General features: G+C 46.3%; 23 protein-coding genes. 17 read left to right on the top strand and 6 right to left on the bottom strand.

From position 1 onward, the window contains the following. Positions 1-133 precede the first annotated feature (133 nt). The 6 genes from J2T16_RS22970 (at position 134) to J2T16_RS22945 (ending at position 4042) form a co-directional block, all read left to right on the top strand. Positions 134-583, top strand: a complete 450-nt coding sequence (locus tag J2T16_RS22970) for a disulfide oxidoreductase (protein WP_499019344.1) — start codon at positions 134-136, stop codon at positions 581-583. A gap of 5 nt (positions 584-588) precedes the next feature. Then, the gene (locus J2T16_RS22965; protein WP_154891812.1) at positions 589-1032 is read left to right on the top strand and encodes a FixH family protein; all 444 of its coding nucleotides are present in this window, start codon (positions 589-591) and stop codon (positions 1030-1032) included. Between the two features lie 87 nt (positions 1033-1119). Next, complete coding sequence (locus tag J2T16_RS22960) at positions 1120-2616, top strand: alpha/beta hydrolase (protein ID WP_339832779.1); 1497 nt, start codon at positions 1120-1122, stop codon at positions 2614-2616. A 33-nt stretch (positions 2617-2649) separates the two neighbouring features. Further along, entirely contained in the window at positions 2650-3042 is a 393-nt protein-coding gene (locus tag J2T16_RS22955; protein WP_339839672.1) for a MerR family transcriptional regulator, read from the top strand. Positions 3043-3213: 171 nt separating this feature from the next. Further along, positions 3214-3750 carry a hypothetical protein gene (locus tag J2T16_RS22950; RefSeq protein ID WP_499019343.1) on the top strand — a complete coding sequence of 179 codons (537 nt, stop codon included), beginning with the start codon at positions 3214-3216 and terminating at the stop codon, positions 3748-3750. Between the two features lie 64 nt (positions 3751-3814). Next, positions 3815-4042, top strand: a complete 228-nt coding sequence (locus J2T16_RS22945) for a hypothetical protein (protein WP_499019342.1) — start codon at positions 3815-3817, stop codon at positions 4040-4042. 124 nt (positions 4043-4166) lie between these two features. Here the strand turns inward: J2T16_RS22945 and J2T16_RS22940 are convergent, their stop codons facing one another. The 4 genes from J2T16_RS22940 to J2T16_RS22925 form a co-directional block, all read right to left on the bottom strand. Next, positions 4167-4844, bottom strand: coding sequence for a M14 family metallopeptidase (locus tag J2T16_RS22940; protein WP_221791587.1), 678 nt, complete (start codon positions 4842-4844; stop codon positions 4167-4169). A gap of 107 nt (positions 4845-4951) precedes the next feature. Further along, on the bottom strand, positions 4952-5920 hold the full coding sequence (locus J2T16_RS22935; protein WP_221791626.1) for an ABC transporter ATP-binding protein: 969 nt from the start codon (positions 5918-5920) through the stop codon (positions 4952-4954). 62 nt (positions 5921-5982) lie between these two features. Then, entirely contained in the window at positions 5983-6783 is an 801-nt protein-coding gene (locus J2T16_RS22930) for an ABC transporter permease (RefSeq protein ID WP_499019340.1), read from the bottom strand. Beyond that, positions 6780-7556, bottom strand: coding sequence for an ABC transporter permease (locus J2T16_RS22925; protein WP_090924301.1), 777 nt, complete (start codon positions 7554-7556; stop codon positions 6780-6782). Before J2T16_RS22925 ends, J2T16_RS22930 begins: the two co-directional genes overlap by 4 nt. Positions 7557-7824: 268 nt before the next feature. On the opposite strand from J2T16_RS22925, the gene J2T16_RS22920 reads away from it, so the two are divergent. The 10 genes from J2T16_RS22920 (at position 7825) to J2T16_RS22875 (ending at position 17108) form a co-directional block, all read left to right on the top strand. After that, on the top strand, positions 7825-8709 hold the full coding sequence (locus tag J2T16_RS22920; protein WP_336121849.1) for a DegV family protein: 885 nt from the start codon (positions 7825-7827) through the stop codon (positions 8707-8709). Between the two features lie 220 nt (positions 8710-8929). Continuing rightward, entirely contained in the window at positions 8930-9646 is a 717-nt protein-coding gene (locus tag J2T16_RS22915) for a response regulator transcription factor (RefSeq protein ID WP_154891757.1), read from the top strand. 5 nt (positions 9647-9651) lie between these two features. Further along, positions 9652-10608 (top strand): sensor histidine kinase, encoded by a 957-nt coding sequence (locus J2T16_RS22910; protein WP_499019373.1) that lies wholly within the window; start codon positions 9652-9654, stop codon positions 10606-10608. A 178-nt stretch (positions 10609-10786) separates the two neighbouring features. Continuing rightward, positions 10787-11710, top strand: a complete 924-nt coding sequence (locus J2T16_RS22905; protein ID WP_499019339.1) for an ABC transporter ATP-binding protein — start codon at positions 10787-10789, stop codon at positions 11708-11710. Continuing rightward, on the top strand, positions 11703-12410 hold the full coding sequence (locus J2T16_RS22900) for an ABC transporter permease (RefSeq protein WP_499019338.1): 708 nt from the start codon (positions 11703-11705) through the stop codon (positions 12408-12410). Before J2T16_RS22905 ends, J2T16_RS22900 begins: the two co-directional genes overlap by 8 nt. A gap of 117 nt (positions 12411-12527) precedes the next feature. Further along, positions 12528-13340, top strand: a complete 813-nt coding sequence (gene thiD / locus J2T16_RS22895; protein WP_499019337.1) for a bifunctional hydroxymethylpyrimidine kinase/phosphomethylpyrimidine kinase — start codon at positions 12528-12530, stop codon at positions 13338-13340. Between the two features lie 259 nt (positions 13341-13599). Next, complete coding sequence (locus J2T16_RS22890) at positions 13600-14280, top strand: response regulator transcription factor (protein WP_090924295.1); 681 nt, start codon at positions 13600-13602, stop codon at positions 14278-14280. Continuing rightward, complete coding sequence (locus J2T16_RS22885; RefSeq protein WP_221791578.1) at positions 14277-16040, top strand: sensor histidine kinase; 1764 nt, start codon at positions 14277-14279, stop codon at positions 16038-16040. Before J2T16_RS22890 ends, J2T16_RS22885 begins: the two co-directional genes overlap by 4 nt. 21 nt (positions 16041-16061) lie before the next feature. Then, on the top strand, positions 16062-16607 hold the full coding sequence (pssA, locus tag J2T16_RS22880; protein WP_221791576.1) for a CDP-diacylglycerol--serine O-phosphatidyltransferase: 546 nt from the start codon (positions 16062-16064) through the stop codon (positions 16605-16607). Positions 16608-16622: 15 nt separating this feature from the next. Continuing rightward, positions 16623-17108, top strand: coding sequence for a DedA family protein (locus J2T16_RS22875; protein ID WP_221791574.1), 486 nt, complete (start codon positions 16623-16625; stop codon positions 17106-17108). Positions 17109-18008: 900 nt separating this feature from the next. Here J2T16_RS22875 and J2T16_RS22870 read toward each other — a convergent pair. Then, the gene (locus J2T16_RS22870) at positions 18009-18671 is read right to left on the bottom strand and encodes a transcriptional regulator (RefSeq protein ID WP_260511186.1); all 663 of its coding nucleotides are present in this window, start codon (positions 18669-18671) and stop codon (positions 18009-18011) included. A gap of 457 nt (positions 18672-19128) precedes the next feature. Continuing rightward, positions 19129-20319, bottom strand: coding sequence for a cation:proton antiporter (locus J2T16_RS22865; protein ID WP_090924936.1), 1191 nt, complete (start codon positions 20317-20319; stop codon positions 19129-19131). Between the two features lie 385 nt (positions 20320-20704). Here J2T16_RS22865 and J2T16_RS22860 point away from each other — a divergent pair, with 385 nt between their 5' ends. Then, positions 20705-21289: a DUF420 domain-containing protein gene (locus J2T16_RS22860; protein ID WP_499019336.1), complete on the top strand. Its 585-nt coding sequence runs from the start codon at positions 20705-20707 to the stop codon at positions 21287-21289. Positions 21290-21379 lie beyond the last annotated feature (90 nt).

Raw genomic sequence — 21379 nt, 5'->3', positions numbered from 1 at the left:
GTATTCGCCTGAAAGAGCAAATATTTGGTATAATTAATCGCGTAATCAATTACATAAGCATGCAGTGAACTCAGAGAATACAAAGGAATGATAAAATCATTCAAAACGAACAATGGAAGAGGAGGACAGAGGTATGAGTGCAACATCCAATTCAGAGAAGCCTGCACGGAGTGTAGATACCCGATTATTTATTGCCTGGGCTATGTCTGTCATTGCAACCTTGGGAAGTCTTTATTTAAGTGAGATCAAGCAGTTTCTGCCATGTGATCTGTGTTGGTTTCAGCGCATCTTTATGTATCCGTTAACGATTTTGCTAGGAATTGCGTATTTCAAGGATGATGTGGGGATTGCCAAGTACGTGCTTCCGCTCAGCTTTATCGGGGGCGGCATTTCTTTGTATCACGTAACAATTCAGCGGATCTTCTCGGCTACCGGCAACGCTGTGGCGTGTGGTAAGGTTCCATGCTATACCGATTATTTGAACTGGTTTGGTTTTATCACGATTCCATTGCTGGCTCTGATCGCATTTATCATCATTATTGTGATGTTGTGGGGAATCGGTAAAACACGCAGAAAGGACTAACGGTGATGAAGGGACAAGCTCGCTGGTTTACACCTCTGCTTATACTGGTGCTGATCATGTCCGGCTGCTCTTATACGGAGCAGTCGGCCTCTGGCGAGATGCCGGAGATGATTCGAGTGAAACTGATGATGCCAGATCAGGCGAAGGTGAACGAAGAAGTCGCTTTACAGATCAAACTAACCCAGGGAGAGAAGCCTGTAGATGATGCTGATCAGGTACAATTCCAAATCTGGGACGAACAGAACGAACCTGCGGCACCTTCCATTGAAGAAGGAATGATGAATGCCGATGAGCTTGAGGCACGTGGGGCAGTGAAGGCTAGTTCTGTAGGTGATGGCATATATGAAGTGAAGTATACATTTCAGGAGCCGGGGGTATATGTTGTCCAGGCACATGTAACTTCGGGTGCAATGCATACCATGCCGCGTACGAAGGTGACTGTCGAATAATTTAATGATTTTTCATTTCAATCCTTGACCTTGAAGTATACTTCAAGGTTTATTGTTGTTGTATCAACAACGTTTGGAGGAAAAATCATGAAGATATTCGAATGGATTTTCGTACTAGTAACGATAGCAGGGGCGCTGGGTTTACCGTTTTATGCGAAAAGGCGAAAGCTTGCGATAGGCATGCTCAGTGCCTTGGTGATTGCTTTTCTGCTACATGCGATCATGGACTCAGTACGGGTGATGTTACTGCCGTCTTATATTGTCGCGCTCATTCTATTTATCCTGTTAATGATTCAAGTGATGAAATGGACTCGCAGTGTTGGAAGTGTAGCACCAGAAATACATAAGAAGAAGTCAAAAGGACGTGCCTGGATGCGCGGTCTCTTCATCCTTCTTCTTGCCGCTTTCTCGGGAATTGGATCAGGAATGTTTACGAGGTATTTCCCAGCATTTACAATGCCCGAGCCAACGGGGCGATTTGCCATCGGTACATTTTCACAACATATCGTAGATGAATCTCGTGAGGAGACTCTTTCGCCTGAATCCGGGGACAAGCGGGAACTGATGATTAATGTGTGGTATCCAGTAGACCCGGAAGTTGCAAAAGGCATTAAACCGGAGTCATATCCTGCTGAATTGGGGGAAGCGATCAGTCTGGTGTTTGGCATCCCATCTCAAGTATTCAGTTATCTGGATACGATACCCACCCATGTGGTAAAAGGTGCAGCGATGTCTAATGCAAGTAGCTCGTATCCTGTTGTAGTATTCTCTCCGGGTGTCCGTTCGGCTCGTTTTCAGAGTATGACCGCCGTGGAGGAGCTGGTTAGCCATGGTTATATCGTCGTAGGGATGGATCATCCGTATACGTCGGCTCGAGTAACTTTCCCGGATGGTCACAAGGTTTCTTATGATGCCGGGCCAGAATTTGCAACATCAGAAGAGTTGTATCAATATAATGTACAGGGAGTGGGCATTCGTGCGGCCGATGCACGTTTTGTACTCGACACGCTTGAACAGTGGAATGTGAGTGACCCGAATCAGGTGCTGGAGGGCAGACTTGACCTGAGCCACACGGGTATTATGGGACATTCGTATGGCGGGGCAACAACAGCCGAAGCGCTCGCACAGGATGAACGTTTTCATGCAGGACTAAGTTTGGAAGGTGGTTTCTGGGGCAGTGTTTCCAAGTCGTCGCTGAAACAGCCGTTTATGTACATCATGTCTGGCAAGACAGCTAAAAGCCTGGGACCCAATCCTACCGAGCATGAAAAATTATTCTATCCCGAATTTGAACCTGATCTGAAACATGTTATGAATAATAGTCTGAATGATACTTATTATCTGACCGTGGATGGATTTTTCCATCAGAGCTTCACGGATATTGCGTTAATCTCACCGCGTTTGTTTGCCAAGAATATGTCTGCGGAGCATAATATCGATATTACGAGAAGTTATGCACTTGCCTTTTTTGACCGTTATCTGAAAGGTGAAGCACAACCTCTACTGCAAGGAAGTTCAGTGAAATTTCCCGAGGCATCTTATGATCATGAGTATACGCAGATACGTAACAAACAAGCGCAATGAGTCAGTTGGAAAGGGGAGAGCGTTGTGCAGACCATGACAAGAGGTCAATTGGCTAAAGAGACGGGAGTAAGTATGGCAACCCTTCGTTATTATGAGGACAGCGGCATACTGCCTGCTCCGCATCGATCCTCCAACGGATATCGCGTATATACCGAGGATTATCTGGTGAAAGTCAACTTCATTAAGGGTGCACAGACGCTCGGTTATTCGCTCAAAGCAATAAAGGAAACGCTGGAGCTGCTAAGCAATGACGATATGGAAAAAGAGACGTTGAAAACACTTGTACGTGAACGGATCACCGATATTCAACAGCACATTGAACATCTGGAGCAGATGCAAAAACAGCTGGCCGGATTGTTGCTTGTACCTGAGGACGAAATCGATAGTTATATCCAGTCCTTTAGAGTGGAGAAAAAAGAGCCATAGAGCCGTGATCACGGCTCTTTTTCTATTTTTTAAGAGTAGACCAGTCGTATGTAACGAGCAGGAAACGGGGGGAGAGAAACGAATATAACGAATACAACGTTTGAATTTTCCATTCGAGGTTGGTTAGCGTCATGTACCTATTCGAATCGGAGAAACAGAGCTTTATTTCGGTTGGCAAGAGGATACGGCGTTGGATCAGCCGATCGTGTGGACGAGTATCTGGATGCGATCTATAAGTTTTTTACGAAAAAAGATCTGTATCCGCTCACGTTTCTGGAGCCTGTAGGCAAGGATATACTGGAATCCGTGATGCAGAAAAAATACCCCCGGTTGAAGTCGTGCTTTGCTTATTCCTATATATTAAAGGAGGTATTCAGGATGCTTGATGAGTTGGAAATAGCCATAAAAGAGAGGATGCAAGAGAGGTACGATATTCTGGCAGAACTTTATTCCATATGGTTTTCAGCAAGTGAGTCTGCCGTTGTTCCTAAAAGCGCATTCTACCAAACAGAACATATAGAAAAACATAGGGCGATAACCTATTTATCAGATAGAAAATATATTGTAGTTGATTCGGTAGAAAATGATGTTGAAATGGTGGCAATTACAATAACCTCCAATGGAATTGATTTTTACGAACAGGGATACCTGAGCGGAAAAGCTAAAGGCTTCCAAGTTGTATCTGATGTAAAAAGCATGGAGCAATAAAGAATAGAATCGCTGCTTCAAAATCGATTTCACAAGTTCAGTTTACTGATAAGGAGCCGTAAGGATGGAGTTATTCAAAGCGTTTAAAGATTGGTCTGACCAAAATGATGGCCAGATTGAAATATTTACTTCTGCGGGGAAAATGACAGCTATAAACAGGCTATGTGAAAGTATGAATCCCGTTGATTTTTCAGGTCACTTTAATACTAATTTCAAAACATGGCTGGAGCGATTTATTATCTCTCAGGGAGAAAAATTCTGGTATTGGAAAACAGATCGGTATATTTTCTAAAGAAGGTTCTCTAAACATACTGGAATTCGTGATGCTGCATGGATGATACAAAATAACACCCCCATTGTGCCCGTCGATGTCATTCATCGGCTTCTGTGCAATGGAGGTGGTTTTTGTTTTTCGCTCAAGTCATACCTGCTTCTCGTAGAAAATGATGAACAATTTCCGTCTGGTACTTGATCCGTACAGCGCGTTTCAGGCTCCAGCACGTTTCCACGGTGATAGACTTCGCATGTAGCAACCTTGAAGCCGCTGTCCGAGCGGAGCCGGGCAACTCATGCCGCTTCAGATTAAAATGATGCTTGCCCACCAGTATAGAGCGGTTCATGCGCTCAATCACCCTGCGGCAGATCGGCACGCTGGAGCTACCGGGATTGGTGATCAGCGTTTGTCCAAGCACGCGTGGACTGAGCTGAGACAGACCATTTGCCTCATGCAGATCGAGCCACCAGTCAGGCTGATGCTCGCGTGCAAGCTTGAACACGGCGGCTGCCAGTGGATGCTTCGATTTTCCTGACTTGCGGCGAGGAAAGGTGCGGTTCAGGTCAGGTTTGCCTCTGATTTTTTTCGCATAAGCCTGCTGGTGGACTCTCGGCACAATAATCAAGGTTCCGCGATGAATCACACGCCGCCCCGAAGCACAATCATCGGCAAGCTTCTGTGCAGCAGCCATGCTCGCGGTTTCATTGCCATGAACTCCGGATGTAATCATCATGACGGGTCCGGGATTCGTTCCACGCACGATGTAATAAGGCGTAGCATAGGGACTGGGTGCAGCAAGAACATGTCTGGTCACAAGCATGACCCTCACCTCCGTTACTACAGTACGTCATGTCCCTCTCTCCTGTAACGGCGTTTGAACAGCCCTATAACCCGTTTCACTATAAGATAGGCCAACCCTTAGATTAATTAATATACTTTGTGTATAACATCCTCGAAGTCGGGTTCCTTCATCTCAATATCGTCAATCTCTCCCCACTGCTCCAGCTCTTTCAAAATATCCATCGTACGCCATTCCTTCCGATTCACCAGTGCCGTCAGCACCTGATTGTCCATACTTGTAACCTGAATGGCGGAAGGTAATGCATCTGGCAGTTGAACCCTTCCGCGGAAGGCGACACGGATCAATGTAGGCAAACCGATCGTATCTCGAAGGGAGGCGATGGTTCCGTCATAGGTCAGTTGTCCGTGGTTAATAACCATGACACGATTGCATAGCTGTTCGATATCATCCATGTCGTGGGTAGTGAGCAGAATGGTTTTGCCAAACTCTTCATTTAATGTGCGCAGGAACTGGCGAATATTTCGCTTCGCATTCACGTCCAGTCCGATGGTGGGTTCATCGAGAAAGAGCAGCTCTGGATCATGCAGCATGGATGCCGCCAGATCGGCCCGCATGCGCTGTCCAAGAGAGAGCTTGCGAACCGGAGTGGCCCAGAATGATTCGAGGTCCAGCAGTTCAGCAAACTGGGACAACCGTTTCTTTTTGACCTCCGAACTCACGCCGTACATCTCTGCCAAAATGTCATAGGAATCTTTCACGGGTAAGTCCCACCAGAGCTGACTTCGCTGTCCAAACACAACGCCGAGCTTGCGCACTGTCTTGCGCCTTTCCTCATGTGGATTCATCCCGCCAAGCATCACCTCACCCGCAGTCGGGTGAAGAATGCCTGTCAGCATTTTGATCGTAGTGGATTTGCCAGCCCCGTTGGGACCGATATAACCAACAAACTCTCCTTGCCTGACATCAAAACTGATATCACGTACCGCTTCTTTGGTTACATACTGGCGTGAAAACAAGGTGCGTACGCCTGAGAAGCGGCCTTCCCGCACGACAGGAGTTTTGAATTGTTTTTGCAGGTTGCGTGCTGTAATCATATTCATGTGTATTTCGCCTCCTCCGTTATGTGTAAATATATCGTTCAATGTATATAACTTCTCTAACTGCCCGTACTTTGATATTTAGTCATACCGAACGCCCAGAAACGTAAGCTTGCAACCAAACATATCACAGCTACCGCAGCAATGACGGCCAGTACCCAAGCGCCGCCTTCACCGCGCAACAGGTAGAGAGAGGGGATGTAGTTTACAAAACCTACAGGAATGACGGTCAGCAGAAGACTGGACATCCATTTGGGATAGAGGGTGAGCGGATATTGAGCCGCGGTGCGGGCTGCATCCTCTGTGATGACTTGCAACTCTTCAATACGTGTCGTCCAGAAACCAAGTGTGGCTGTAGCGAGTCCGATGGAAAAAAGAATGATAGCTCCAGTCACAATGACAAACAGGGAGAGCGGAACAACCGTCCAGCCGATCTGCCCACTGTGCATCATGCCTGCAAGCGACCAGCATAGAATGAATCCGCCTTGCAGTACTTCACCGATCATGATGCGGAAGTTCTGCGGCATCAGCGCGAGCAGGACAGGCATAGGTCGTGTCAGCAGTTGATCCAGCTCACCGCCCACCAAATATTTCTCCAGATGATGCACTTCATTGCCGAATGTGCGATATAGCGTTTTGGATAATGTCATAATCGCAAAAAGATAACCGATCTCATGTAGCGACCAGCCCTTGATCGCACCGAATTTGTGCAGTACTAACGCGACCATCAGAAATTCGGAGATTTGAATCAGAGCGGCCAGGATAGCTCCCAGCACGAAGTTAAACTTGTACTGCATGCGGCTGCGGATGCTGGTTCGAATGAGTATTTTATATAAGTGGAACCACGAGATAGGTTTCATCCCCCTTGCACCTCCACTTTACGACGTAACACTTTGGTGACGGCAAGGCAGAGCAGGGTCATGAAAACACACCAAAGCAAGGTTCCCCATAGGAAGGAGCCGTCTTCAAAACCAAGGTAAATTCGGGTAGGTACATAGAGTAAAAAGGGATAGGGCGACAGCCAGGCCAGTTGTTCCAGCCAGTTCGGCAACCATTCCAGCGGGATGAAGAAACCAGCCATCAGGTTCATCAAGGCATGATTGGCCCAGTGTAGCCAGGATGATTCCGTAGTCCACATGGATGTGACACCGATAATATAGTTCATGCAGATGGACAAGTATGCTGCGCCAGCAAGTGCAAGTGCGGCATAGCCCAGAGTCCAGGCCTCTGAAGGCCATTTTAGGGAAAAAACGATGGAGTAGAGAAGGTAGATGGGAAGGCTTTTGTACACGAACTGGTAGGCGATCTGCCCCCATTCCCGTGCCATCAGGTGAGTAAACAGATGTACCGGACGCATGAGATCCAGTGCGATCTGCCCTGTCCTGACACTGAGCGGAATACCGAGTCCGTTCGTCAGGAAACCTGAAATCCAGAGTGATGATTGCGTGAATGCAATGTAACTGATCATCCCCTGCACCCCGTATTCTCCGAGCTGGTGGTCGGCCCCGATGCCGATCCAGAGACAAGCATACATGTAACCAAACATGGCGCTTGCCAGGTTATGTACCATGTGTGCCCCGCGATATTGCAGGTTTCGGGCGTAGGCTTTGGAAGCCAACGTAAAATAAAGCATATGACACCTCCGATAAGTGGATTGAACGGCGGACCCGTTCACTTCAGTCAAGGCGAAAAAGAGAGAAGGACAACAGCATACCAATATATTCCTTCACAGGCAAGACATTTTTTTAGCGAATACTGGAACGTGAGGGATTGTTCATGAATGCGCCACAAGACAGGCAGGGGAGAATTCCTTTATAATGAAGAGGTAAGACCGCAAGCGTTTACAATTGTGTTTATTCAAATTTAAAATAACGGCCGGGCATGTGCCTGACGACGGGTAGATGATTACCAGCACGAACAATCCGGCAAGAGAGAAGGATGTCATGAAGAAAATTGCATGGGTCACCGATAGCACCAGTACACTGGATTCCGCTTTTGCGGAGCAAAATCATATCTACATTGTGCCGCTGCGCATTGTATTTGGCGAGGAATGTTACCGGGAAACCGAAGAAATCTCGTCCGATACCTTTTATGAGAAATTGGCAACTTCATCGCGCGCGAGCAGTTCACAACCGCCGATTGGTGAGTTTATCGAACTGTATGAATCCATTAAGGATCAGTATGATGAGATTATAACGATTCATTGCTCCACAGCACTTAGCGGAACGCTCCACACCTCGATGCAGGCAGCAGAGATGGCAGGCGTGACGGTTACCGCAATTGATTCAAGGGCAGGCGCTTATCCTCTTCGCGAGATGATTATGCAAGGTCTGGAATGGCAGAAGCAGGGATGTTCCGCTACCGAGATTAAACATCATATTGAGCAGATGATTGATAACATGTCTTTTTATCTGATTCCTGCAAGTCTTCAGAATCTTCATCGCAGCGGCCGTGTGACAGGAACTCAACTGATTATCAGCCAACTGCTCAAAATACACTTGTTGCTTCGATTCGAAGAGGGCAAAGTGGTCGTGAACGAGAAGATTCGCACGTTTAAGCGGACCAAGGAGCGCATGCTCGAGATGCTGAAAAAGGACATGGAGAAGGTTAAACATGTGTGTATTATGCATGCAAACAACCAGGAGGAAGCACACACGATTAAACGACAAATCACTGAACTGCTTCCACGCTTGAAAACCGAGATTATGCCGTTTATCCCAGTGGTCAGCATTCATGCCGGGGCCGGTACAATCGGATTGTGCTGGATTCGTGGTGAACAAGCATAGCTGCAAGATAACTGTTGATCCACATCGTATCGTTTAGTGAACGAACGCAATCATAAATAACGTCATTAATAAACCTGATGGAGCACACTTCAACCCGAAGTGCCTGCTTGGTCAGGTTTTTTTGATCTGTCATTGCCAATTTCATCAAACTGTGAGGTAATAAAGAAAACGGTCTTATAGAATAGCTTCATAGAAAATGTTTTATGCCGGAGGGGAGTTTATGTCAAGTCATCGCTTGTTGCTTGTGGAAGATGATCGTTCGATTAGTGAGATGGTTGGTCCCTATTTGGAAAAAGAGGGCTTTGACCTTACATATGCCTATGACGGTCTGGAGGCAGAACGGCTGTTCAACGAGGCGAAGCCTGGTTTTGACCTGATTATTCTTGATTTGATGCTTCCGCATCGCAGCGGGATGGAAGTCCTGCAAACGATTCGCGCGAGAAGTCTGGTGCCCGTACTCATTCTATCTGCCAAAGATGGGGACGTAGACAAAGCACTGGGTCTTGGCTTCGGGGCTGACGATTACTTGAGCAAACCGTTCTCGCTGATTGAGCTGACAGCTCGCATCAAAGCGGCCATCCGCCGTGCCAATTACACTGCTCAGCCTGCGGAAGAAGAAGCCCACGACCACAGGATAATTCTCGGCGGACTTGTAGTGGACATGGAAACGTATGAGGTAGAGCGCGAGGGAGAGCCAATCAAATTAACGTCCAAGGAGTTTGGCATTTTAAAATTATTGGTCACCCATCCCGGTAAAGTGTTCACCAAGGCTCAGATATACGCGTCCGTCTGGAATGATCACTATTATGGCGATGAAAATATTATCAACGTACATATGCGCCGCTTGCGAGAAAAGCTGGAAGTTGATCCTTCTGCTCCACGTTACATTAAAACGTTATGGGGCATTGGATATAAGCTGGAGGCGGAGCCGGTATGATGATGATGCTCTGGTTGCTTGCGGTATCAACGATCCTGCTTGCGTGTGCTGTTATTGTGCTTGGACTACGCCTTCATAAACGAAGTAAGCATCTAACGTATATTCACAACAAAGTGTCGGGTATTCTCGAACAGGGCACGTTTGAACGTCTGCTTGTATTTGATAGTGATGCACAGGTAAGCCGGCTGTTGAACGACATGAACCGGTTGCTTGAACACGCCCATCTGGCCAAAGCAGACTATGCCAACCAGGAGAAAGAAATGCGTCATATGCTCTCCAACATCTCACATGATTTGAAGACCCCGCTTACGGTGGTACTCGGGTACAGTGAAACGTTGCTGTACAGTTCTTCTCTGACCGATGCGGAGCGGAGGGTAATGACGGAGAAAATACAGGATAAAGCACAGGAAGTGCTGCGACTGATGCATTCTTTTTTTGATCTCGCCAAGCTCGAATCGGGAGACCGTCAGCTGGAACTTAGCCGGGTGAATATCAGTGAGTTGTGCCGGGTAAAAATGTTATCGTTTTACGAATTGCTTACAAAGCTCGGGTTACAAGTGGAACTGAGCATTCCAGAGCAGGATGTGTTCGTTCGCGCCAACGAAGAGGCACTGGATCGCGTGCTGGACAACCTGATCACCAATGCGATGAAATATGGCGCCGATGGCAAGCAACTCGGAATATCTATACTGAACAGAGAAGGAGAGCCCGTTACTGTGCAGGTATGGGACCGAGGAAAAGGTATCTCGGAACAGGAACACAGTCGTGTCTTTGAACGAATGTACACGCTGGAAGATTCCCGTAATCGGATGTATCAGGGTAGCGGTCTCGGCCTAACCATCACGAAGCGACTCGTTGAACGCATGGGTGGACGTATTGATGTTCATAGCGTGCCACATCAGCGGACGGTGTTTTCTTTTACGTTGGAAGAAATGCAGGACGTGAAGGGTCGAACTATATAAGTTGAACTATTCTGTTACATGTCATCGGAGTGGACTGTGTAAAATCTGTAGTTCAACTGATATAGCACAGGTTCGAACTTAAGGTTTTTGTAAGATTTGATTAATAAAAAAGCAGACTTTTTTCTTTACAATACAGTTATAAGCACCCCAGCAGGGGGATGTAAAGGAGAATGACCAGATGAGTTATATTGCACGGACCATAAATCTTACCAAGGTGTACGAAGGAACAGAGGTCGTATCCGGTGTTAACATGAATATTAAGCAAGGCGAAATCTATGGGTTTTTAGGGCCGAACGGAGCAGGGAAAACAACATTAATGAAGATGTTAACCAACCTTGTTAAACCTACTGCGGGTGAGATCGAACTCTTCGGCGAAAAGCTAAACCCGGACTCTTACGAGTTATTGAAACGAATGGGCAGTATTATCGAGTATCCCTTTTTCTATGACAAACTGTCTGCATGGGAAAATCTTGATCTGCACTGTGAGTATATGGGATTCACGAGCAAACAGATGATTGGGAAACATATGGAAATGGTCGGTTTGAAGGATGCGGGCAAAAAACCTGTGAAGGACTTTTCTCTCGGTATGAAGCAACGTCTTGGTCTGGCTCGCGCGCTGATCACAACACCCGAGTTGTTAATTCTGGATGAACCGATCAATGGACTTGACCCGGTGGGGATCAAAGAGATGCGTGATCTCTTCAAACGATTGAGCACAGAATATCGCATTACGATGCTGATCTCCAGTCACATTCTGGGTGAAGTGGAGCAGGTTGCGGACACGATTGGCATCATTCGCGAGGGAAGGTTTGTCGAAGAAGTATCCATGGAGAGTATCCGTGGCAGTCATACCGATTATATTGAAGTACAGGCTGCGGATCCTAATAAAGCTGCATACGTCGTAGAACATTTGTTGCATCTGAGCAATTATAAGCTGTTCGATGAGCAGACGTTACGTGTCTATGACCCAGATATAACGGCTTCCGATCTTAACAGCAAATTGGTTCAGCACGGGGTTGCGGTGGAGTCGATCTCTAAACGTTCGCATTCCTTGGAAGAGCACTTCATGGGTCTGATGAAAGGGGCTGATGACGTTGCTTAAACTCATTCGTCTGGAATGGCGCAAGCATCGCTTTGCTCGGAATTTTGTGGGTGCAGGCATCGCCATTGTCAGCATTCTTCTATTTATGATTATGATTGGTGTTACCGATTTCGGGGCTGAAGATTATGCCTTGGCCGATTACCACGGGGCCTTTACGCTAATCGATACATTTTCCAGAGCAGTGTTTATTATATTTGCTGGTTCCTTGATATCTAAATTGATCATCAGCGAATACAGGGACAAAACGATGAATGTGATGTTTACCTATCCGATCAAGCGGCATAAAATCATTGCTGCGAAGTTAATGTTAATTTTTATTTTTACGTTTACGATGATCATGTTTACGGACATTCTAATGGGTGTGCTCCTGCTGGCGGCCAATCAGTACTATGGTTTTATTACCGAGCCTGTAGAATCCGTGGCTTTGGGGAAGATCGTGCTAAAATATACCATCAGTTCCCTCTCTGCCGCCGCCATGGCCCTGATTCCTCTATTCTTCGGTATGCGCAAGCATTCGGTGACGGCTACAATGGTTGCTTCTATTTTCCTTGTTCTCATCGTATGCTCGGGTTTTAGCGGTTCTAATGGACCAACAATGTCGATCAATAACATCATCGTGATTCCGTTGACCTTGGGCGCAATAGGCTTATGGATTGCTACACTTTCCATGACACGGTTGGAAACCAAAGACTTGAATTAGGATAAGATCTCTTTTGTGCTGAAAAGCATGCTAGGTATGGCCTCACATGCCATTGACATCCGCTCGTACAAGGGATAGGATAGTGTCAACTGAGACACGAAGGAGAATAGAACGACCATGACGATTCCAAAAACATTAACTATCGCTGGCTCGGATACGAGCGGTGGCGCAGGCATTCAAGCCGATTTGAAAACATTCCAGGAGCTTGGCGTATACGGCATGACCGTATTAACAACGGTTGTTTCCATGGAACCTGAGACATGGGATCACCAGGTCTTTCCTGTAGAATTAAATGTAGTCGAAGCTCAGCTTCGCACCGTGCTGGACGGTATTGGTTTTGACGCGATGAAGACAGGCATGCTCGGTTCGGTGGATATCATTGAGCTTGTTGCCAAACATATTCGCCGTACCGGTCTGCCACAAATCGTTATCGATCCAGTTATGGTGTGCAAAGGTACGGATGAGGTGCTACAGCCTGAAAACACCGAAGCCATGATCGAATTTTTGCTTCCAGGTGCGGATCTTGTAACGCCTAATCTGTTCGAAGCTTCCCAACTGGCGAAGAGTGGCCCGATTCGTTCGAAAGAGCAGATGGAAGCTGCGGCAGCCACCATTCACGCGCATGGTGCCAAACATGTCCTGATTAAAGATCGCGGTGTAATTAACCCGGGTAAAGCCATGGACTTGCTCTATGACGGAACCAATTATGATTGGTTCGAAGCTGATGTTGTCGGTTCCGGTTATACCCATGGTGCAGGTTGCACAACATCTGCAGCCGTTACTGCCGGGCTCGCTCGCGGACTTTCCGTGAAAGAGGCTGTACGTGAAGGGAAAGCTTTTGTAACCAAAGCGATTGCTGGCGGGTTCCCGTTGAACCGCTTCGTTGGACCTACACTGCATGTGGCACATCGTTTGGAGCACCAACGTTAATCAGCGTCTGGAGGGCATTTTTCCAGATAAACATATTCTGAATTTCATCTCAGGAGCGGTCAAAGAACAGTGTAATATCTGTTGGCTGCTTCTTTTTTTGCGCATTTTGATAAAAAATAGTAACTTTTGGTATATATTAATCGTATATATGGTGGAGCCGGTTCTTGAATATAAATGGATTTATATGGATGAATCAGGACACATGAACGACACATGGAGCAAGTATGTTATGTATAGAAATAAAGAAGGAGAGTCGGTCATGATCAGAACCGTGCTTCTGGTAGAAGACGAAAGCCGCATTCGTGAGATTGTGGCCGATTATTTTATAAAAGAACAATGGAATGTTATTGAAGCGGAAGATGGAGTCCAAGCGCTGGAACAGCTGGCTTTGCATCAGGTAGACCTGGTCATTCTGGATGTACTGATGCCTGAAATGGACGGATGGACATTATGTGGTCATATTCGCTCTACTTCTGCCGTACCTATTATCATGCTAACCGCAAGGTCGGAAGACGATGACAAAATCCATGGATTTCAGTTAGGTGTAGACGATTATGTTACCAAGCCGTTCAGTCCCCGGGTTCTGGTTGCACGGGCTGAGACGCTGATGAAACGAGTGGAAGGTGCGATGGGGCGGGAGCAGGGGGTCATTCGTTTTGGCGATGTTATTCTCGATCCATGGGGTAGACGTTTGGAGAGAAATGGGATTGAAGTTGAGCTTGCACCGAAGGAATATGATCTGCTACTCTATCTGGCTCGGAATGCTGGCATTGTCTTATCCCGTGAAGCCATATTAAATCGGGTGTGGGGATTTGATTTTGAAGGGGATTCTCGTGTGGTAGATACGCATATCAAAAAGCTTCGCAGTAAACTGGGCGATGAAGCAAAGTGCATTCGTACTGTGATTGGTACGGGGTACCGTTTTGAGGCAGAAGAATGAGAAGAAATGGTGTAACGATGAAGCTGTTTCTGGTCATGGCCGGATTTGTGGTCCTGCTGTATGGGACAACGGTGCTTGCCCAACTGATCTGGTTCCCCGATTTTTACCAGCATCAGAAGATTAGCAGTATGAAAAAGAAGCTGTCCAAGTTTGAACAGCAATTCTCTGCCAGTCACTGGAGTGATATGCAACTCGCGAAGGAAATGGGCAGATTCATGCGGCAAAATCAGTCTCATCTCATTATTTTAACGAACACAGGCAAGCTGGTGGATGATCCCTTTCATATCACGCTTCTTCAGGAAGACGGCAAACGTGTGAAGGTATCTCTGTCGTTGTTCATTAATGGTGAAAACGCAGGCTGGATCAGGTCACATCTCAAATTTGGACAAAAACTGACCGTAAAGGGATCTTCCAGCGATCAGGGTAAAACTGAGCCTACGGTATATCCCTTCAAAATTCAAGATGCAGCTTCTGCTGCATGGGGCACAGAAACTTTTCAAGAATCGTTGCTACCTGTGCAGGAATGGACGGGAGTTCTGACGGAGGTTGTGTTACCGGATCTTGCTACCTGGAGTCAGAGACAAGGCCTGCTCGTGCAGGCTCTGGACAGTCGGTTCCCGTTGTCGTCAGAAGATCAGCAAAAGCTGTCTAATGGCAAAATGATTAATGAAGAATGGAAGGAAAGCTGGAGCGGAGTGCGTAACGTCGTTACCATTGCTCCTGTGCAACGTGTCGGCGCGGAACAACAGTTGATTTTCTCGCTCACCTCCCTGCAGGAGGTTCGGGAAGCGAATGAGGCTACTCGTTTATTCTATGCGTACTTCGGTATGGGCGCGTTTGTGCTGATTCTGTTGCTCGCCCTGTTATTGTCCAAAATCATAACGAAGCCGCTGCTCGCTTTGAATCATGTGGCGAAAAAGATGTCCACGCTGGATTTCACGGTCAGATCATCGATCCGGCGCAAGGACGAGATTGGTAGCCTTTCTGATAGTCTGAATGCTCTATCAGGCACACTGGGTCAGACGCTGGAAGAGCTTAAACAGGCGAATGAACAGATGCGTACCGACATGGAATTGAAACAGCAGATTGAACAGCGTCAGCGTAAGTTTTTTGCCGATGCTTCTCATGAACTCAAAACACCGATCAGTATTATCAAAGGATATTCTGAAGGGCTGAAAGACGGTGTGAGTGAAAACAAGCGGGAGCGCTACATTGAAGTCATTGTAGATGAAGCCATTAAGATGGAAACGATGGTTGAAGAAATGCTGGATCTGGTCAGGTTGGAATCTGCTGCGATTCAACTGAATACCGGAGCGATTGCTTTGGCTGACATGATTGAAGATATTGCTGGGCGCCTCGGGCCTCAGCTGAAAGATAAAGGGCTTGAAGTGGTGCTTATATCCACGACGGAGCAGACGGTCGAAGGGGATCGAAGCAAGCTAGAGCAAGTGTTTTACAATATTATGATGAATGCTATACGTCACGCGGTTCCGCAAACCGATATAATGATTGAGATTAACAGGCATGAAGGTTGTGTTCACGTCACGATTGAGAATAAAGGTGAACACATTGCGGAAGAGGAACGGCAATATATATGGGAGAGGTTCTACCGTGTAGAGCGCTCGCGCAATCGCAAAATGGGAGGGACCGGGCTAGGCCTGGCCATTTCAAAACAGATTCTCGATCTGCACGGATGTGGTTATGGAGTGGAGAATACACCGGATGGCGTACGTTTTTATATTACATTTCCTAAAGCCTAGTATGAAAGGAAGTTAAATTTTATGAAGTCTTTACCATCCATTTTAACCTTGGGGAATTTAAGTTCGGGGATGCTCGCGGTCATTATGGCGATTCATGGGGAATTTGCCTTGGCTGTGACAATGATATGGGTAGCGATGTTCTTTGATTTATTTGATGGATATGCGGCACGCAAGCTTAATTGTGAAGGGGAATTTGGTAAAGCGCTTGATTCACTCGCTGATGTCGTTTCCTTCGGGACAGCACCTGTGCTAATTCTGTACCTTAATTCGATGACTGAAGTTGGTATGCTGGGCATGGTATTGACAGCACTGTTCCCGGTGTGCGGAGCGCTTCGTCTTGCAAGATATAACTGCCAGAAAACACCAGTTAGTGGTTTTGTCGGAATGCCGATTACATTTGCAGGTGGACTGATGTCCTTCTTCGCTCTATGGAGTCCTTATTTTAATCATGCTGTAGCATATCTTGTTATTGTGGTATTATCCGGTCTCATGGTTAGTCAAATCCGTTTCCCTTCATTGAAGCAAATACTGCCCTCTCATGAGAAGGATATTGTGGAACCGAAATAAGGAGCGAGTTAAGTTATGGAATTTGCTAAAGAAATTATTAGTCAATATGGGTATTTCGCAATATATGGTTTACTCGCTCTTGGTGTTATTGGGCTACCGATTCCGGATGAGGTGTTGATGACCTTTGTCGGTTATCTCGCCTCGATCTCCGTTCTGGATTATTCCGTATCCATCGCTGTCTGTTTTGGCGGGGCCTTTACGGGAGGCATACTGAGTTATACGATTGGCCGAAAAGCCGGCAGGCCCCTGTTTGACAAGTATGGTAAATGGATTGGGGTAAATGCCAAGCGATTTAGCAGGGTAGAAACGTGGTTTCTCAAATATGGCTCATGGTCCGTTATTCTGGGTTACTTCATCCCAGGCGTGCGTAATCTAATGTGCTGTTTTTCTGGCATGAGCCGCATGAGGATGGGGAAATATGCTGTTATTTCTGGAATCGGTGCATTTGTTTGGTGTGTTCTGTTTATCTCGATTGGTTTCTATGTAGGTGTGTTAACTTAGGCTGGACAAGCCTAATAGCAGACGGAGATACTGTTGCATGAATGAGTTCTGATAGTTAGTGAAATCCTTTGCAAAGTGAACGTACAAGTAGCAACAAACGGATAAGAAGCGACTCAGAAAATTGACAAATACAACTTAGGATGAAAGACCTCTTCGTGTGTAAGGTGGTCTTTTTTTTGTTGTTCTTCGAAACAAGATACCCAACCCAACCCTCTTATCTGTGCCAACCAGGGAGCGGATCTGATTTGCACATTGCAAACATCTGAGGACATCACTACCATACAGATGGAAACTCAGAAACAAAACATAAACGCAATACACAGAAAGTACAAATCTCCATTAGAAGTCTCCACAAACCTGCTAGAGTAAAGCCAATGAAATGTAAAACTCCTCCTGAAAATTCTAACGATCACAGATGAGCTTATTTGCACGATTTTGAGCTCTCTGAAATTCTAACGCTCACCAGGGAGCTTATTTCAACAAAAATACATGAAATAGGCTTGTTTTCGCTCCAAATTACCGAAATAAGCTTCCCTGAGATCGTTAGAGATTAAAAAGGTGTGATATACGCCGAATAGCGTCTCTGGTGATCGTTAGAATTGCGGAGATGAGTGCACACATAAGGAAATACTTTCAACGTGACATAGCGTAGCCTCATTCACTCATAAATCAGCCACGAGCAAGTAATCATTAACATAAACAGTGCAATGCCCGTCCACATGCTTGCTTTACGGGATCAAACACAGTGGTTACACCACGGACCCACGTTTGCCAATTACGCCTAACTCCCGCACCACGGACCCACTTTCACTATGTATATGATAACACTAGCGATCACTGCACCTGGGACATTCGACTGCGTAGTCGAGCCACGTCCGAGACATATGCACTTACTCCGTTTTACATTCGTAGAGCATAAGTGCGATACCGCTGAATGCCGCTCGCAACATATATAATTTCTTGATCCAACAGGCTGCGGAGGACTCTTCTCGTATGTGCGTCAGAGATTCGCAGATGTGTTGCCAATTCCAAAGGTGTAAACGGCCGGATTATACGTCTCGCATACCGCACGGCCTCAGCATCCAACCAGTTGAGGGCTGCGGGCGCATCTGAAGCCATAAATTTTCCCATAAATGCTAGCACCAGTTGCTGACACTGTTTTGGTTCATCTTTAATGGAGAGGTAGGCAATCGGCAGGAAAAGCCAGTCTTCCAATGTTAGGAGACATTGTCGCCAGCATAGATCTTTGAAACGTCTCGCATCAAGATCACGAGCATGAGGCCCATAACCCTGAATCTCAATACCGCCTTTCACACCGTTCCCTGGTAAGTAGGCAAGATCCAGATAACGATAACCGTTGTGAAAATCTCGAACTTCCCACTCGGGATGCAAATGGTTGAAATTTTTCATGACGGGGAACCAGACGGAGCGCAAAAATTCCAATGTACCATGTTCAAGTCCATGTTCAATCCGTGATCGAACGCGGGGGTTGGTTTCTTTTGTGAGCAGAGTTCTCATCCATTCTTCATATGCTTCATCAAAGTTTTGGATTATTGTACTCATGGCATGATAACCTCCTAAGATAAGTTAGTGGGAAAATGTAAAAAGCCGCTTTACCCAATCTTTCCTGCCTCCATAATTGGAAGGTTGGAAAAATGGACAAAGCGGCGTGTGCTTCACGACCGATTAATTAATATCTATTTACTAACATCTATAGCTACTTTTTCTACAATAATTCCAAGTATAACCTAGACCCGGTTTTGATGCTACTCCCACTTACCTCCAGCGCCTACTAAGTTGTGTAGTTAATCGCATGAAGATTTTACAACGCAAGTATGAGTGAGTTCTAAAGAGTGAGTTAAGAGTGAGTTAAGAGTGAGTTCATTATGGTAAGGATGTCTTGGGCTTAACACAGAAGTACCACTTTTACTATGAGTAAGTTTATGTCGGATTGGATGAACAACCAAGTCGTTTAACCGTTTCTGCTAAAAGAGAGCAACGCTTCCACGTACCATTCACCTCACCTGTTCAGATGAGGATCCTCAATCCCTTGTTCCACACGTTGTTCACCCTTTTTACGGGCAAACGTGATTTTGAGTAGCGGTGGTGTGACCAGTGTGGTGACGATGACCATAATAACCACGCTGGTAAAATATTCGGCATCCAGCAAGCCAGATGCAAGTCCAGTCGAGGCAATAATAAGCGCAACTTCACCTCTGGAGATCATGCCTGCACCGATTGCAATTGAGGAGGAGCGATCAAAACCAGTCAACCGAGCTCCGGCCCCGCCGCCGAGAAGCTTGGTGACAATGGCAACGATGCTGATGACGATGATCAGACCGATCTGTGAGCCTACGCCGTCAAAAGTTACATTCAGTCCAATACTAACGAAGAAAACAGGTACAAAAATACTGTACGCGATCGGTTCCACCTTTTGCTCCACTTCATGTTTGAATCCAGTTTGGGAAATCGCGATCCCTGCCGCAAATGCACCGATAATCCCTGCAACACCCATCCATTCTGCAAAATAAGAGAAGCCAAAGCAGATGATGAGTCCTGCCGTAATAACGGTTTCCGTTACCCGCAGAGGAGCCATCCATTTCATGATACGAGGTACAAGTAGCCAGCTTGCCGCAATGATGATGACAAAGAACAACAGCTTTTTACCAATCAACAAGCCGATGGAGACATCTCCGCCGCCTGTTCCGAGCACACTCATCATGACAGCGAGCAGTACAACGACGAGCACATCATCCACTACCGCTGCCCCCAGAATGGTGGTGCCTTCACGTGAACCGAGCTGGTTCATATCCTTCAAGGTTTGCACGGAAATACTTACCGAGGTGGCACAGAACAACAGACCAAAGAACAGTGCGTGTGTCTGAGACATGCCAAAAGCAACAGCCGAACTGTATCCTCCGATAAAAGGTAAGATGACTCCGCCCACTGCCACAGCGAAAGCGGACTTCCAGTTTTTCTTCAATTGCTCCAGGTCGGTTTCCAGACCGGCGATGAACATGAGCAATAATACCCCGATCTCGGCCATATAATGCACAAAATCACTTTTATCCACCCAGCCCAGTAGGGCAGGTCCAATGACAACACCCACAATAAGTTTACCCAGCACCGATGGCTGGCCTAACCGAACGGAGAGATCACCAGCCAGTTTGGTGAAGATCAAAATAAGGGCAAGAACTAAAATAAATTCCACAGATGGTTTCTCCTCTCTGATCGCGGCAACCTTAGAATATCCTTTCCAAGGGAAAACATCCCTGTTCCACCCAATTTGATCATAACAAAAGGCACGGAACAACGATAACAAGTTACCGTTCCATGCCTGTAAAAGACAAAGAGGGGCCCTTGGTGACAGGCTCCTCCATAGTCGACGCGTATGTGATTAAGTGCATTAATTATACCACAATTTAAGACTAGGGTAAAATCATACTCGCACGAAAAGGCATGAAAACAGTTTAAAACGGGCATTTATACGTAAGGACAGCCTGTTTTTGTTCAGAGTGTTGTCACTTAACAGCCCTGATTTGCCGCGATATAATGATATAGAACACAGAAAGTTAGGATATGAGGAGGATTTTGCATTGGCTAACAAGGAAAGAGGGAATCTGAATGCTTCATCGAATCAGACAACCCCGACCAGTAATAAAAATTTCGCAGGTATCATTATTACCATCTCCATTCTTGCTAACGTTATCATCTTGTTATTGTTTTTCGCACCATCGATCGGGTACAAAGGTGAGGTTACGTTCGACATCACCGTGTTGCCACGCTTCAATGCCGTGTTTAACAGCTTTACCTTTATCTTTTTGCTGGCTGCGCTGATTGCGATTATCAAACGTAACGTCAAGCTGCATAAACGCTTTATTTTGGTGGCATTTTCAACCACGTTGCTGTTCCTGGTGACGTATCTGACGTTCCATTATCTGTCTCCGGAAACGTCCAAGTTTGGTGGCGAAGGTATTGTTCGTTCGATCTACTTCTTCATTTTGATCACACACAGCATTCTGGCTGCCCTGATCGTGCCACTTGCGCTCTTTACGCTCGTATGGGGCTGGACAAACCAGTTGCAGAAACACCGTAAAATCGCACGCTGGACCATGCCAATCTGGCTGTATGTCAGTTCTACAGGTGTAGTCGTTTACTTGATGATGGCACCGTATTATTGATTTCTTTTTATGCCATTAACGATATCCACCAATTACGCGCAGGGCTAATGATGTATAATTTCGCTGGTTCTGCGGGTAATGTATCCAAGG

This window comes from Paenibacillus intestini, from assembly GCF_030803945.1.
GTDB classification, from domain to species: Bacteria; Bacillota; Bacilli; order Paenibacillales; family Paenibacillaceae; genus Paenibacillus; species Paenibacillus polysaccharolyticus.
The sequence above is the reverse complement of the archived record's forward strand: the minus strand, read 5'-3'. Positions and strand labels throughout refer to the sequence as shown.